We start from the raw sequence: 15,207 nt of genomic DNA, 5'->3' as shown, positions 1-15,207 counted from the left end.
CAAGGCCAGCCGCATGGTCTCGCCCGAGCGCCGCAGCGACGATGTCGGCGACACCGCGCTGCGTCCGCAATCGCTGTCCGACTTCGTCGGCCAGCAGCAGGCGCGCAAGAATCTCTCGATCTTCATCGAGGCGGCGCGCAAGCGCGGCGAGGCGCTGGACCACGTGCTGTTCGTCGGTCCCCCCGGCCTCGGCAAGACCACGCTGGCGCAGATCGTGGCCAAGGAGCTCGGTGTCGGCTTTCGCGCCACGTCGGGTCCCGTGATCGCCAAGGCCGGAGATCTCGCCGCGCTGCTCACCAATCTCGAAGAGCGTGATGTGCTCTTCATCGACGAAATCCATCGCCTCAGCCCGGCGGTGGAAGAGGTGCTCTATCCCGCGATGGAGGATTTTCAGCTCGACCTGATCATCGGCGAGGGCCCGGCGGCGCGCTCGGTGAAGATCGAACTTTCGAAATTCACCCTGGTCGGCGCCACCACGCGCGCCGGCCTGCTCACCAATCCCTTGCGCGATCGCTTCGGCATTCCGGTGCGGCTGAATTTTTACACCATCGAAGAGCTCGAAAGCATCGTCACCCGCGGTGCGCGCGTGCTCAATGTCGGCATGAGCGCGGACGGCGCCAACGAGATCGCGCGCCGTGCCCGCGGCACGCCGCGCATCGCCGGCCGCCTGCTCCGCCGCGTGCGCGATTTCGCCTCCGCCGCCGATGCCGACAAGATCGACCGCAAGATCGCCGACCACGCGCTGAGCGCGCTCGAGGTCGACGCCGCCGGCCTGGATGCCATGGACCGCCGCTACCTCACGACCATCGCGATGAACTATGGCGGCGGTCCGGTCGGCGTCGAGACGATGGCGGCCGCACTGTCCGAGCCGCGCGATGCGATCGAGGACATCATCGAGCCCTATCTGATCCAGTGCGGCTATCTCCAGCGCACCCCGCGCGGCCGCCTGCTCACCTCGCACGCCTTCCGCCATCTCGGCATCGCCGAACCCTCACGCGATGCGGCGGCGCAGTTCGGCCTGTTCGGCACGGACGAGAGCGACGACTGATCTGCACGCCGAGTGCGCCGGCCGCCATGAACTTCCGGTAACCATTGTGCAGGCGGCCTGCACGCGTATGCTGACCGTCTGCACGATAGCACCCCAATTCGGCTTCAATCGGATCGCATCAAGAGGCCGTATCAGCATCGGGCTTCCATGATCACGCGTCGGCATCTCATCCGTTCCATCGGCGCCTTGTCCGCGCTCGGCGTCTCCACTGCCGCCTATGGCGTCGGCGTCGAGCCGGTGCTGCGGCTCCGCGTCACCCGCTATCATCCGACCCCGCGGCAATGGCCGGCGGATTTTCCGCTGAAGATCGCCGCGATCGCCGACATCCACGCCTGCGATCCCTGGATGTCGCTGGAGCGGATCGAGGCTATCGTCGATCGTACCAACGCGCTGAACGCCGATCTCATCGTGCTGCTCGGCGATTACGTCGCCGGCCTCCACCAGGTCACGCGCCTCATTCCGTCGAGCGAATGGGCCAGGGTGCTGGCCGGCCTCAAGGCGCCGCTCGGCGTCCATGCCATCATGGGCAATCACGATTATTGGGACGACAGGACCGTGCAGCAGGCCGGGCACGGGCCCACCATCGCGCATCGTGCGCTGGAGGCGGCCGGCATTCCCGTCTACGAGAACGATGTCGTGCGCCTCACCAAGGACGGCCGTCCGTTCTGGCTCGCCGGTCTCGGCGATCAGCTCGCCTATTATCCCGCAAAGCGCTATGGCCGCGTGCATCGGCTCGGCGCCGACGACCTCGCGGGCACATTGGCCAAGGTCACCGACGACGCTCCGGTCATCCTGCTCGCCCACGAGCCCGACGTCGCGCCGCGCGTGCCCGCACGCGTCGCGCTGCAACTGTCCGGCCACACTCATGGCGGCCAGATCCGCCTGCTCGGCTGGTCGCCGGCCGTTTCGCCGAAGCACGGCATCCGGCTCGCCTATGGTCACTTCCGGCTGAAATGCGACCTCATCGTTTCGGGCGGCCTCGGCTGCAGCATCATGCCCGTCCGCTTCGGCGTGCCGCCGGAGATCGTCGAGGTGACGCTGGGGCGGGCAGGGTTGGTGACCTCCTAGCTACGCTTGCGCGACCGGCTGTTTTTGCGCAAAACGGACCGGCAGCGACAAGCGAAGAGGCTCGCGACGTGACAGCACATCTCGACGGCGAGATCCGCGACGGCCGCCATCACATGCAGGTCCGCGTCTATTACGAGGACACGGATTTCCCTGACTTGCCATTGTCGTAGTAGGCAAACGTGCTGATTTCCCCTGCCTCGCCGCGGTTTTCGGGGAAAAGCTTCTTGCCGGAAAGGGCGGCGCTGTTCAGGTAGGGCGTATATTCGTAAGGCATCCGCTTGCGAACCGGATGCACTACAATGCAGTCGATCAAGTTGCGGAAGGCGATGCGAGTTTCGATCGCCTTCGGGTTGATCTTGAGCGCCGCGACCAGTCTTCGAGTCTCCGAACGGTATCGGTCACTGAATTTTGGGTGGTCGAATGGGATCACATTTTCGCCGCCACTGCCCATCAGCCGCAAGCGCTCTTCAACGGTTCCCCGTTCCAGGTCGCATTCATCGATCCGCTTGAGTAACTCATCCGGTTTGCGACGGCTGTTCGCGATGGCATATGTCAGCCGTTCGATCTCGGTAGTCAACACACGGCGTCGACGGTCCAGTTTAGCGCGTTCGCTGCCGCCCTTGTTCCGACCGTTTTTGCATTCCTCCTTCCAAGCACGCATCGCCTCTTCAGTGGCCTTCGGCGAAAGCAATTTCGCTTCGATTTTTTCGGAGGCATCCTTGAGCAGAATGTCCATGTCAAAGCTACGGGTGTGCTCGCAGGTGCCCCGCTGATGCGCGTTGGCGCATGCGGCGCGCGGCGCGCCATTCCGGGAGGATTGAGCGATTCGCATATGGCCGTTGCAGACACCGCACCGCAGAACGCCGGCAAGCGGGTGTTCATTGTTGCGCGGAATCACGAGGCGGCGGCGCGGCTTGCCCGTCGGCCCGAACATATGTACGGCACGCGCGCTACGAACCTTCTGCGCTCGATCCCAGAGCGCTTGCGGAATGATCCGCAGCTCAGGCTTTTTGACTATGATATGGCGTTCTTCTGGATTGCGGCGCTTCTGTTTCTTCTGAGTCTCCGGGTTGAGAATTGTCGAGCGAACGTTCCAATGTATCTCGCCGATATATAGCTGGTTGCCGATAATGCCGCGACCATGCCGACCGCCTGTGATGCACTGATGATTCCAGGTAGTGCGACCAGCCTTGTTCTTGTGACGAGTTGCCCCGGGTGAGGGCACGCCTTCGCGGGTGAGATCAGCGGCGATAGTTCGGGTCGAGCGGCCCATCGCATATTCGGTGAAAATGCGGAGCACGATCTTTGCTTCGTTCTCATCGATCACGCGTTCGCCGGGCGCGCCCGGCCTCGGCCGATAACCATAGGCGTGTGAGCCAGGAATTCTTCCGTTAGCAACAGCGTTGTCATGGCCACGCCGAACCTTTTCGGCGAGCTGCGGCTTGTAAATCGTGTTGTAGAGACTTGCGATGCTGATGTCGGTGGCGGTCGCATAGACGCCCTTCTGATCCATCAGCTCAACGCGGTTGAACTCGAAAACCTGCTTGAGACGCTGGATGGTTGCCGGATCGCGCGACAAGCGGTCGAAGTGCTCAACGACGACCACGTCAAAGTCATGATTTCGCACACCGTTGAGCAGGCGTTGATAGCCGTCCCGCGCACCATCGGTAAGACCAGATTTTGCGGCATCCACAAATTCCCCGATGACATCGAGATTGCTGCGCAACGCAACCTTCCTGCAGAGCAATAGCTGACCGTCAATCGAGGTCGCCTTTTGCATGTCGCTGGAATAGCGGGCGTACAGTACGGCCGTTTTCTTGGATGACGCTGTCGTCATGCCGTTCCTTTATCGGCTGCCCCAAACCGTCGTTTTCATCCCGTGCGATCTGGCGTCCGATGGCGCGCGCCAGGTCAAACCAGATTTCCTCATTGTCGGGATTATCCCAGCTCTGAGGGTGGGAGGGGTCAAGCGGTCGAATGATAGCCCGTTGTCCCCGGAGAGATCGGATGCGGGTACGCATTTGCAAACTCGCCAGCAGAAGCTAACGCAAATTTCCGCCCTGCGCTACAGCCGGGCGGCTGTGATTACTCGCGGAGCTTGCTTCCGCCATTCGCATCTCCGATCGCTCCTGTGCCCGCCGGAACTTCTCTGCAATTTCACGACTTTTGTTGCTGCGATGATCCGATCCAGATCGTCGTTCAGCCACAGCTTGCCTCGGCCGTGGCCGCGACCCGACAGGAAGCACAGGACCACACGTGACTTTGCCTGTGGAGCATTCATGGAAGTCTCGATCTGCTCAGTTGTGAGTCCATTCATGTTGACCGCGGCGGCGGCGAATGAAAATGAGATTCTTCAAATATCTCAATCCTCCGTATCGGGTGTTAGCGCACTCCTGCGATGGTGGTCGTAGTCGGGAGCAGACTCGCTAAGCAAAGCGGAGTAAAAATACTTGCGCGTGACGGCGACGAAGGTCCGAAGACCTGCGTCCAACTCTCTTAGGAGCTCTCCTGTGGCATTGCCGCGCTCCCCGGCGGCAACGCCGTATGTTCGGAAGCGGTCCGCATCGATACGCCGACCGCAATCCCGAACATGAAGATCATCGAGCACGAAAGGGGTCAGTTCACGGATAACGCGGATCGAGGAACAGCAACGCGAAGGGGGCGATCGTACGCCTACCCGTTAGGCATCAGCTCCTTCACCCCCCGCGACCGCCTTGGTCCACTCCAACGATACCCGATCGACGGCTCGCAGATTGGCATCCTTGCCCGTATCTGCCTCGAACCAACTGGCTTGTGTCGATTGACTTTGTTGCGATAGCCGTCGCCGCGCTCCTGCGCCAGAAGTCGGCGTCCGTCCCGAGATCGTCCGAATATATGCTCTGGCCCACGAGCTGGACCTTGCGGACGAGCCCGTCGAAACCTTCCTCCGTCGCGCGCAGCGCCTGACGGACGAGGTGGTGCCCCTGTGCCAGTTCGTTCCGAAGCAGCACGTTGCGGGCGATTTCGCGAAATCCCGACAACTTCGGCTCGAGAAGCTGGGCCGCCATCCGTCTGGCACCGTGGCTGAGGTGATGACCGTAGATCCAGCGATGCCAATCGTCCTCGCGCGCGACGGACGCGCGGATTGTCGCCGCGTGGGCCGTCTTCGTCGCTTCAGCAGGCTGTCCTGCACGTGCGCCGCCGCTTGCCGGTCAGGGAGGCGTCGTTGTCCAACCAGACGGCGAGCGGCCGCCTGGCTTGGCCGCCTCTTCGGCCTGTTCGCGTTCCAGATCATCCAACGGCGCGTTCGCGCCTGCCACGATCTCGCGCAGACACACACGATGGCTTTCGCGAAGATCGACAATGCCGTCGCGGAGACCGATGACCCGCTAGTCCGACTCAACGCCACCATTGAAGTGATCGCTATGAAGGACGCGGCGAAAATTGACCGGGAACATCGGGCGATCCAACTCGACACGCTCAAAAAGCATCTCGCCAGCGGTGAGACGGCCCTGATCGAATGGACGGTTGATGACGTGCTCCAAAGCGAGCCGTTGCTAGTCGTGAAGGGATCGCCCGCCTACCCTGATCTGTGCCAACGATTGCAGCGGGTTCAAATCCAGGTCCTGGAATGTGCTGCCGAGCGGGACGCCGGCAACTAGACCGGCGTGCCGGCTGATCCGATCGTCGTGCCCGCCGATCTCACCCAGGGCAAACGGATTGCAGCCCCAGGCAAAACGCTCATGGAGCTTTACGACAAGTTCAAGGCCGAACGGATTGGCGATGCGCGGCCTGACACCTGGGATCAGAACCGGAAGATTGTGAAGCTCTTCGCAGAGTTTGTTGGCGAGTCGTCGCACGGGTTACGGTGAAGGTCTGGCGGATGATCTTGGACATCCGGCGATGATTGCGCATGCTGTAGGTTGCCCATCTGTCGTCGCAGCGTCTCCAGGCCATCTTGATTTGGCGCCGAGGATTGAACTTCCACTTACCCCAAGCGCTGCGCATGATCTCCTTGAGGGCATCAATCTCAGTGGCGGCACCAAACGCGCCTTGAATGTGCAGTCGACTTCAAGCCCAGGATAGACGATAGGGCGCCTTCGATAAGCACCCTCGCTCTAGCTGCAAGCCGCCGAAGTGCTTATTCGAGGCGGAGAGGGACGTGGTCGAATGGATTCTGGACCCCATGTCACCGAACGACCGGACGCTGTTTCAGCAGTTCGACCCAGCGCCCGGCAAGCACGCGAAGACGCGGCACAAATCGTTCGATTGCAGCGTTATGCGCCCGAAAAGGACGTACGCGTTATACTGCCACTATGTCGCCGGGATGACTGACGATTTCCTGCTAAAGATCTATGACCGATTGTTCTGTCAGTACATAGGATCCGTGTTCGACAGGCTTTGACGGCTTAAGCGGCGCCGCCCTTCGGACCGGAAATCCGTTCGTCTCCTAAAACGGCACCGGAGGCGGGGTGACCAGCGGACGGTCGACCACAATCCCGTTCGCGGCATACCTAGGGTGAGCCCTAGCTTGACCAACCCGGCCGGCTCAAGACACTTCGCGTTGGGCGCAAGAATCTGCGACGGATTGCTCCCTACACACTACGGCGAGCAGACGTCCGCGCGGCCGCCCCATACGCTGGGTTGCCGCTAGCCTGTTGGCGAGATGGTAGTGTTTTCTGGGTCGCATAAGACGAGGAAGGCAAATGGCTAGGCGTGTGTTCTTTAGCTTTCATTTCGACAACGACTTTTGGCGGACGCAGCAAGTCCGAAATATGGGCGCCTTGGAGGGCAACGCTCCCGTCTCGGCGAACGTGTGGGAGGCCGTCAAGAAAAAAGGCGACGCGGCAATCGAGCGATGGATCGAAGAGAACATGCATGGCAAGAGCTGCGTCGTTGTGCTCGTGGGATCGCAAACTGCCTCGCGACCTTGGGTTATCCACGAAATCGTGAAGGGCTGGGACGACGGGAAGGGCGTGTTGGCCGTCCGCATAGACAAGCTGCTCAATAAGGACGGCAAACCCTCCACGGCCGGAACGAATCCGCTAAGTAAGATAAAGCACGGCACAGGGACACTCGCCGACGTGGTGCCGATCAAGACTCCAGCAGGTTTCGACAGCAAAGCTGCGTACGCCAGCATATCCTCGAATATCGAGACCTGGATCGAAGAAGCAATCAAGATCCGGAATAACTCCTGAAGGACAGTCCTGAAGCGGCGTGCCACGAACTCCCAAACCTTCGAACAGCGGGCGCCGGCGAAGAACAATTCTCGATGTTCTCCGCCGGATGTCCGAGGTCAACGTGATCTCGGCGATATGCCGAGGATCCGAGCGACCCAGCGACAAATATAGGGCGCTCAACTGAGTTATCGTCCCGATGATTGTGGTGCTTTATCAACAAGGTTGCTCTCGCGTTGCGCGGTCTATCGCCTCCGACCTCTGGGCGGCCTTCGTAGAGTCTGTTTCCGTTCTGCTGGTCAACGCCGATTCGCCGTCCAAGTGGCCCGAAGACCCCTCATGGGACGATCTCCTGGTTGTAGTCTATCGCAACAGCGAAACGTTCAGCGACTCCGGCAACGGTTTTATCGGAGAGTACGTCAAACGGCGAAACGGCCAGGCCGCGCTTCTTCCCGTTTCTCTTTCCCCGGAGACTCAGAGACCTCCGGCGCCGGCAGCGGCGATCAAGGCGTTCCAGTTCAATACGGCGGCATCCGGACCATCCGGCAGACTCGTGAACAGGATCGGCGGAATGCTCAGCCTCCGATGGCAGGGACGCGACAGCAAGATATTCATATCCTACCGAGCACTAGACGGAGCAGAGATCGCTACTCAACTTCAGGAGCATCTGGCCTCTTTGGGGCATTCGGCGTTCCTGGACCAAGCCAAGGAGGGAGATCACGAGACCATGATTCTTCCCGGCCGCCCGGTTCAAGAAGAGATCGACCACGCGTTGGAAAATGCGAACATGGTGTTGCTGATCGATACTCCGTCGGCTCCCGACTCGACGTGGATAGGTCACGAGGTGAACACCGCGGGTTCGCTTTTGTTGCCGGTGCTTCCAATCTGCTTTCGGGAACCCGCCGACCGCAAACGCGGCCCGAGGTTTCCATCTCTCGTTGCGTTGCAGCGATGGGTCGAGATGCCGCTGCCGGCAAGAGGTTCACGCCCTTTGTCTCGAGAGCAGCTCGAAGCAATCGTGGAAGAGGCCGAACAATATCTGTGCGAGGTATTTCGGAGAAAGTGCCGAGTGCCCTATTTGGTTGAGAGGGAGTTCGTATCCCGCGGCTTCGCATGGAATGTGCTCAACAAGCGCCTTCTAATGTTTCAATCGACGAAGAACGTCCCGCGCATCGCCACGAACGTGATAAGTCATTGCTCCGTCTTCGACCCGAACTATGGGCCGGCCATGAAGAGCTTTATACATTTCCTCAAGCAGGCAATCCGGTGTAACTTCTCTCTCTTCATCTATGACGGCAACTTGTTGCCGGCGTCGCAGCTCGAAACGATAGCCGACATGCATGAAGAGCCCGTTGTCATCCTTCACCATCAAGAGCTTGCTACGCTCATAGATTCCAACTTCACGACACTAGCGACCGCATGAACCTCACGAAGCTCAACGTCTCCTTGGAGGAGTTCGAGATCGGCTTATCTGGCGCCGTGCCGGATCGGAGCGATTGGTCTGAACCTGCAATGGATCGTGGTATTTTGGAGTTCGTCTCGCTCTTCAGCGGTCTCGTTTTGAAATACGGAGGACGTATCGTACACGGATCTCATCCGACCTTTACGCCCATAATCCTTCGCCAGGCGCGATTACATGCCGGCAAGCGATCTCGGAAGCCGGTGACGCTCGTAATGTCCGAATTGTGGGCCGCCGATCTCCCGGCTGACCGAATTCGGAGCCTCACGGATGTCGCAGAGCTCATCATCACCAAAAAGATCGGGCCGGGTAGCGCTTCGGACAACGAGACGAGGAACCAAAGCTTGACGGCTATGCGCCGCGTACTGGTAGACACGCAAAACATAATGGTGGCGGTCGGAGGGAAGTTGCACAGCGGCGACGGGAAGCGTCCCGGGGTCGGCGAGGAGATGGACTTGGCGCGCAGAAAGAAGGTTCCGAGATTTTTGGTGGCCGGATTGGGAGGCTATGCCAGAAAGCTCGCCAGAGACTTGACGCCCGACTCTCTCGGAAATGGCCTACCGCGTCGGGAAAACGTTCGTCTCTTCAGGACAGACGACGTCGCAGCTTGCGTCAACGTAGTCTTTGATCATCTCGCTCTTTCGAAATCGCTACGAAAAGCTGCGCGCCAGCCGATCAAGTGGAATCCGGATCTGGGGAGGATTGTCGATCATCGCGATGGGAAGGTCGATTCGGCCAGCGAATGTATACTTCGAACCGAAGGTGTTGCCGGAATGAGCATGCAGGATGGCACGCAAAATCTTCTTTAGTTTCTCCTACCATGATCTCTGGAGAGTGAATGTCGTGCGCAACAGCGCCGTTCTCGATGGTATATCTTTGGCCGGCTTTCACGACCCGTCCATTTGGGAGGAAACCACGAAGCTGGGAGATGCCAGGATCAAGGGGTTGATCGATGGCGCGTTGAGGACGACGGATGCGACGGTCGTTCTAATCGGCTCGAGAACGGCCGACCGAGCCTACGTGTCCTATGAGATCGAGCACTCGATTGAACTTGGTCATGCCGTTCTGGGTGTCCGCATAAATCGAATTAGGGACGAGAGCGGACGACGCGGCCCGGCAGGTCCTGTCCCGGCAGCATTACTCGATGCGAAGGCTCCGATCTACGATTATGAGTTCGGCCGGCTGGGGGATTGGATTGAAGAGGCGCAGGGGAAAGCGAAATCTTAGCCTTGCCGCGACCGGCCTGCTGAGGGCGGCAAAGCGCGGATCGTGACCCAACAACCTGGGGTCACGACAGAAGCATTCGAAAAAGTGGGGGAAATCTTTTGCATTCAGTCGAGCCGCGCCCGGCATCGGGTCATCAGTCATGCGGAAGGGGACCTAGAATGCGGATTGAAAGCGGCTGGCGAATCGGCGTTGTAGGGCGTCCGCAGATTCGAGTCTCGAACGCGTAGCACGACGTCAGGGGGCGGTTTTCCTGACGCCGTCTGGTACATCAACCGAACTGCTTAACCTGGTGTTGCTGCATGGCACTCTCACAAGAGGTTCTCGATTTTTGCGCCCAGTTCGCGACGGAGCTGCGTGAGGATGGCGTTGCGATATTCGCGGGAGCCGGCTTGTCCGCTTCTGCGGGCTTCGTCGATTGGCGCGGCCTGCTCGCGAAGTTCGCGAAGGAATTGGGATTGGACGTCGACCGCGAGGGCGATCATCTTGTTCGTCTAGCGCAGTATTCTTACAACCATCGCGGCAATCGAGGGCATCTCGATGCTGCGATAATAAAATCCTTCCCGGTCATGAAGGCCCCCTCAGTAAATCACGAGGTCCTAGCGCGATTGCCGATCTCGACTTACTGGACCACGAACTACGACCGGTTGATCGAGACGGCTCTGGTTAATGCCAAGAAATGCGTCGATGTGAAACACACCGACAATCAGCTTCCTCAAAGCACGCCTGGTCGGGACGCGATTTTGTACAAGATGCATGGAGACGCCGGGCAACCGGCCGAAGCCGTTCTGACGAGGAACGACTACGAAAACTATCCAACTAAACGTCCTGGTTTCCTCAACGCGCTCTCGGGTGACATGACCGGAAAGACGTTTCTGTTCCTTGGCTTCAGCTTCACCGATCCCAATCTGGATCATGTGCTTAGTCAGCTGCGCCTGCGATATCATGACAGCATGCGGCCGCATTATTGCCTCATGAGGACTCCGAAGAAGACTGACTTTTCCTCGTTGAAAGAACACGCTTACGCGCTGGCACGGCAAAAGCATTTCATCTCGGACCTGAAAAGGTTCGGAATCAAGGTGCTGCTCGTCAAGGAATACGGGGATGTCACGGAGGTCCTCCGGACGATCGAGAGACTATACAGACGTCGCGCCGTCTTCGTGTCGGGTAGCGCAGCCGAGTTCCTGCCTTGGGGGGAGGCTTCCTCAAAGGCGTTCTTCCGCAATCTCGGGGCCACGCTGATCGATCATGACTTTCGCATCGTTACCGGTTTGGGGCTCGGTGTCGGCGATGCTCTGTTGAGCGGAGCCATCGAGCGTATCCACGACCGTGGGCACACGCGGCTCGATCCTTTCATAGATATTCGGCCGTTTCCGAGGGATTTTTCCGATGCGGCCAAGCGGCAGAAGGTCTGGCGTGCCTACCGCGAGGACATGATTTCGCGGGTGGGCATCGCGATATTCCTGTTCGGAAATAAATTGTCGGCGGGCGTCTTGGAGAAGTCTTCCGGCATGCGCGAAGAATTCGATATCGCGCTCGCGCAGGGCGTCCTGCCGTTGCCGGTAGGCACCACTGGTTATCTGTCTCGGGACCTGGCGTATAGTGTTCTCAACGCGAAGCCCGGCCGCTTCACAAAGACGAATCTAATGTGCGTCAAAAAGCTGAATTCGATCACGAGCGGCGGTCTTCCGGCGTTGCAGTCGAAGATCGTAGCTTCGCTCGAAAAGATCGCCGCAGAATAGCGGCGAGCGAAGCGGCGCATTTTCCCATTTTGAGGATCATGAATGGCCATTTCTCAGGATACGATTCGACGGCACTCGCATGTGAGCGCGCCCTTAGGGCCGAGAACGATCACGGAAGCGCGCTTGCGCAGGGCGCCTACTGCATTTCTCTCGCACAGTCATAAGGATGCAGAACTCGCGAGAGGGCTTCAAAACTATCTTCAATCTCAAGGATGGGAGGTATACGTCGATTGGGAAGACACGGCGATGCCAGAAACGCCCAATCGTACGACGGCCGAGAAAATTCAAAAGAAGATTCGAGATCTGGATCTGTTTCTTTTTGTTGCCACCCAGAATTCGGCCGCCAGCCGGTGGTGCCCGTGGGAGATCGGTTATGCCGACGGCGTGAAGCCGATCGATCGCATTCTCATAGTTCTTACGTCGGATAGCCGCGGCACGACGTACGGGAACGAGTATCTTCAATTATACAATCATGTCGATCAGGTCGCGGGCGTCGGAGTTTATTCGTATGATCGCGCCGGCGGGCGCAAGATTCTTCGAGGAAGAGCAATACCCTGACGTCCCGACCGGCGCGTTGGTGATCTTCCGGGTCGACCTCGTCGTTCGTCTTCGACCGGCAAGGTCTCGTATGGTGTCCGCAACGCGAGCGAAGTTGAAATCGTAGAACTCCTTCCATCGACAAGGCCGTAAATGAGCAGGATGACGTACGGACAATCGAAGAAGCGGAACGTCTTCTTCTCTTTCCACTATGCTGACGTCATGCAAGTGAATAACGTTCGGAAGTCCGGCGAGTTTAAGCAGACATCGTCCGACACTGGCCGTTCGATCGAGGGGTTCAACGACTACAGCCTTTGGGAGAGTCGTCGTCTGAATGGTGATGACGCACTCAAACGCCTCATCCGCGAAGGAGTTCAGAATACCTCCGTCGTGTGCGTTCTGGTCGGCTCAAAAACCTAGCAACGACCTTGGGTGCGATACGAAATAGTGCGCAGCGTCATCGACCAGAGGGGGCTTCTCGCAATACACATAAACGGGATCCGCCATCACCGACCGCCCTACGGGACGCACAAATTCGGTGACAATCCTTGCCGCTATTTGGGCGTAGCTGCCCGAAACGATGGGAAATTGTACTTATGCGAACGCAAGATGGTTGGTGGTGAGTATAAGTGGAAATGGTACGACAAACACACTGTGGCGGTACCGCTACCGTCTTACATGAGGGCGCCTCGGGTTGGCTCCCCCCGTCCGTCTGTCAGAAGTGACCTCGGAATACGACTGGTCCCAGGTCGGTCACGATAGCTTAGGTGATTGGATCGATACCGCTGCTCAGGCTGCAGGTCGCTGATCTAACTGGTCCCGGACGCGGTGGACGGTGCCGTGTAATGATGCCCTTGTGTGCGATGCGCTTCGCGTAGGCTGCGTCTTCCGGATAAGCGGATTCAGCCGCTTCTGGGGGGCGGCGGCGGAAACCTTGTCGAAGCCGTGATCAACCTTCCCCGTGTAGACCAGGTCGTCACCGTTGCGACGACCGAGCGAGTTAGATGCCGTCCCACTTCGTGCCGTCGAGCGCAAAGCCAGCGATCGTAAGCGTCTCTCGCTGCGCGCAAGTCATCTTCACCCAGTTATTGCCGCGGACGCCGGCGTACGCGCTGTCGCGGATCTTTCGACACCACGCCCTCCAGTCTGACCTTACAGGCATGCACGAAACATTTCGCGTCCGTCGATCTCGAAGCTCTCGCTGAATTGAATCTCTGTGCCGGCGAAGATTTTCTTGCGTTGCGGCAGGTCCGGGATGAGGTGCAGCCGGCGAGAAGCTTTGTAAGGCTCTTATCCCAGCGCGCCCGAGACGAGCCACGCGAGTCGCATCGGCCCGGGTCGCCGGGAGTTGCGGCTCGGCCGGTGCCAAACGGTCTCGCACTCAGTCCAGAGCGACAGCGTTGCTAAGACCTTCGCATCCATCGGCCGACGGTTACTGAACTTTCACCGCGTCCGCCGGGAGCTTGGACGCGTATTCGTCTCCGCGCTGATAAGCGGAGACATGAATGCTCGAACCTGGCGGAATCGTTCTCCCTCGCCAGAAATTCATCCGACGCCCGGTCTTGCCGGTGGCTCGATCGTAGTGCTTCTTCCAGACCAGCTCCGCTGGCCACCACGCGGTGCTCAGGGAGTTGTGGCTCTGTCCTTTTGGATCGGCACGGACGTAAGGCGCTCCTGAGAGACCGAGCACTCGGTTCTTGCGGACAGGATCGACCAGAAGTCCGGCTGCCGCGGCTTCGTCCAACATCCAAGTAAGGGGAATCTTCGACAACGCGCCCTCTTCCTCGGGGTAGCCGCCACCGACATCCGCGTGCACTCCGGCAAACCAGACTTGCTTGAGGTCCTTCGGGCCTGCTGGTCCATGCGTGGACGGGTACCAAAGATTGGACCGAAAGAACGCGCGACGCTCGTCGATGGCGACGGCATGTCGTCCGATCGCGATGTCGGGATTGTTGGCGGTGTACGGCAAGGCCAACGGATTTTTGATCCATCCTACCGAACTTACGGTGTCCCAGACGCCCACGAAATGAGGTTTGCAGACGGCCGCAGCGTCGAACGCTTCCTTGAACTCGCCGGCGAGCTCGAAGTAGCGTTTGTTGTCCGCATCTTCTCCCAGCGCGATGGACGTCAGCATCCTGATCGCGTACGGAACGAACGACGCGTTGCCCGGAGGAAGGAGACCATACATCTTCAGCAGCGAGGCCACCGCTCGAACCGTATAAGCGCCCCGACTGAAGCCGAACAGGAAAAGGCGGTCACCTGGCCGAAAATTCTCCATGATGAAAACGTAGGCGTCGCGAACGTCGGCAGACAGCCCGTAGCCGATCGCCTTGCCCAAGAGCCGGGTCGCGCGTCGGCCTACCGAAGTGAGGGCGCCAGGCCGCTCCATCGTCCCCAACCCGGGGTGATAGTAGATAATCTGTCGATCCCTATCCTGGGTGAGAACATAGTACAGTTTGACGACGTTGGTCCGGTCCGCGGCGAACTCGTTCGCCGTGCCGTCGCAACAAACCACGATGTTCCTGCCGGTCGTTTCGTTCATTTGTCTCGCCATTCCAGATCGCAGCGCCGATCCCGAGATTCGGCCGATGTCTGTCGAGCCAGATTAAGCGTTCGCGGCTGGAAATAACCCCGGGATGACCCTAGTTCACTCGCGGATGCCGAACCGCAGTTTGCGATCATCCGCTCAACTTTGCCCTCAAGTCTACTACACGTTGGCGAATCCGCAGACTCGGCTGCGCAAGTCGATCGATGACTACAAGGCGCTCATTCCGACCGCCGAATTCGCGTCGCGCTACAAGCCAACCGGCAATATCACGATGACCGAGGACGTGGCTTTCCCGGGCGTTGCAACCTGTCTGACCGCGACCTCGAAGTTCCTGGCGTTGGTGAACAGCAACGGCTTCCCGTCTTGAGTTTCTGGTGCGCCGACAACGCGCCCGGACAGGTATTGGGGGCTATTCGCCGAAACAC

General features: G+C 59.4%; 14 protein-coding genes and 2 pseudogenes. 13 read left to right on the top strand and 3 right to left on the bottom strand.

Going from position 1 to position 15,207, the window contains the following annotated elements; genetic code table 11:
• The first annotated feature begins 13 nt into the window (after nt 1-13).
• The 3 genes and pseudogenes from ruvB to I3J27_RS35315 form a co-directional block, all read left to right on the top strand.
• Nucleotides 14-1,048, top strand: coding sequence for a Holliday junction branch migration DNA helicase RuvB (ruvB, locus tag I3J27_RS35325; RefSeq protein WP_193375324.1), 1,035 nt, complete (start codon nt 14-16; stop codon nt 1,046-1,048).
• A 147-nt stretch (nt 1,049-1,195) separates the two neighbouring features.
• Nucleotides 1,196-2,116: a metallophosphoesterase gene (locus I3J27_RS35320; protein ID WP_270163430.1), complete on the top strand. Its 921-nt coding sequence runs from the start codon at nt 1,196-1,198 to the stop codon at nt 2,114-2,116.
• A 68-nt stretch (nt 2,117-2,184) separates the two neighbouring features.
• Nucleotides 2,185-2,265, top strand: a pseudogene (locus tag I3J27_RS35315) (acyl-CoA thioester hydrolase); the annotation flags it as partial.
• Here I3J27_RS35315 and I3J27_RS35310 read toward each other — a convergent pair.
• Nucleotides 2,247-3,953, bottom strand: a complete 1,707-nt coding sequence (locus I3J27_RS35310; protein ID WP_270163429.1) for a recombinase family protein — start codon at nt 3,951-3,953, stop codon at nt 2,247-2,249. The pseudogene I3J27_RS35315 and the gene I3J27_RS35310 overlap by 19 nt on opposite strands.
• A gap of 1,120 nt (nt 3,954-5,073) precedes the next feature.
• On the opposite strand from I3J27_RS35310, the gene I3J27_RS35305 reads away from it, so the two are divergent.
• From I3J27_RS35305 to I3J27_RS35265, 9 genes are all read left to right on the top strand, one after another.
• Nucleotides 5,074-5,757: a hypothetical protein gene (locus I3J27_RS35305; RefSeq protein WP_270163428.1), complete on the top strand. Its 684-nt coding sequence runs from the start codon at nt 5,074-5,076 to the stop codon at nt 5,755-5,757.
• Nucleotides 5,758-5,763: 6 nt separating this feature from the next.
• Nucleotides 5,764-5,967 carry a hypothetical protein gene (locus tag I3J27_RS35300; RefSeq protein ID WP_270163427.1) on the top strand — a complete coding sequence of 68 codons (204 nt, stop codon included), beginning with the start codon at nt 5,764-5,766 and terminating at the stop codon, nt 5,965-5,967.
• 834 nt (nt 5,968-6,801) lie between these two features.
• Entirely contained in the window at nt 6,802-7,293 is a 492-nt protein-coding gene (locus I3J27_RS35295; protein ID WP_270163426.1) for a TIR domain-containing protein, read from the top strand.
• A 178-nt stretch (nt 7,294-7,471) separates the two neighbouring features.
• Entirely contained in the window at nt 7,472-8,695 is a 1,224-nt protein-coding gene (locus I3J27_RS35290) for a toll/interleukin-1 receptor domain-containing protein (protein WP_270163425.1), read from the top strand.
• Nucleotides 8,692-9,540: an SLOG domain-containing protein gene (locus I3J27_RS35285; protein WP_270163424.1), complete on the top strand. Its 849-nt coding sequence runs from the start codon at nt 8,692-8,694 to the stop codon at nt 9,538-9,540. The genes I3J27_RS35290 and I3J27_RS35285 overlap by 4 nt, the downstream gene beginning before the upstream one ends.
• A complete protein-coding gene (locus I3J27_RS35280) occupies nt 9,518-9,958 on the top strand; it encodes a TIR domain-containing protein (protein ID WP_270163423.1) in 441 nt (146 codons plus the stop codon). Before I3J27_RS35285 ends, I3J27_RS35280 begins: the two co-directional genes overlap by 23 nt.
• Nucleotides 9,959-10,257: 299 nt before the next feature.
• Complete coding sequence (locus I3J27_RS35275) at nt 10,258-11,697, top strand: SIR2 family protein (RefSeq protein WP_270163422.1); 1,440 nt, start codon at nt 10,258-10,260, stop codon at nt 11,695-11,697.
• A 42-nt stretch (nt 11,698-11,739) separates the two neighbouring features.
• Nucleotides 11,740-12,255: a toll/interleukin-1 receptor domain-containing protein gene (locus I3J27_RS35270; RefSeq protein ID WP_270163421.1), complete on the top strand. Its 516-nt coding sequence runs from the start codon at nt 11,740-11,742 to the stop codon at nt 12,253-12,255.
• Between the two features lie 132 nt (nt 12,256-12,387).
• Nucleotides 12,388-12,654: a TIR domain-containing protein gene (locus tag I3J27_RS35265; protein WP_270163420.1), complete on the top strand. Its 267-nt coding sequence runs from the start codon at nt 12,388-12,390 to the stop codon at nt 12,652-12,654.
• A 427-nt stretch (nt 12,655-13,081) separates the two neighbouring features.
• Here the strand turns inward: I3J27_RS35265 and I3J27_RS35260 are convergent.
• Nucleotides 13,082-13,473: pseudogene (locus tag I3J27_RS35260) on the bottom strand (non-homologous end-joining DNA ligase); the annotation flags it as partial.
• A gap of 193 nt (nt 13,474-13,666) precedes the next feature.
• A complete protein-coding gene (locus I3J27_RS35255; protein WP_270163419.1) occupies nt 13,667-14,776 on the bottom strand; it encodes a T6SS phospholipase effector Tle1-like catalytic domain-containing protein in 1,110 nt (369 codons plus the stop codon).
• A 94-nt stretch (nt 14,777-14,870) separates the two neighbouring features.
• Here I3J27_RS35255 and I3J27_RS35250 point away from each other — a divergent pair, with 94 nt between their 5' ends.
• Complete coding sequence (locus I3J27_RS35250) at nt 14,871-15,149, top strand: hypothetical protein (RefSeq protein WP_270163418.1); 279 nt, start codon at nt 14,871-14,873, stop codon at nt 15,147-15,149.
• The last annotated feature ends 58 nt before the right edge of the window (nt 15,150-15,207 follow it).

The sequence above is a fragment of the Bradyrhizobium xenonodulans genome (assembly GCF_027594865.1).
Lineage (GTDB): Bacteria > Pseudomonadota > Alphaproteobacteria > Rhizobiales > Xanthobacteraceae > Bradyrhizobium > Bradyrhizobium xenonodulans.
Note: the sequence above shows the minus strand (reverse complement) of the source record. Positions and strands in the feature narration are given on the sequence as shown.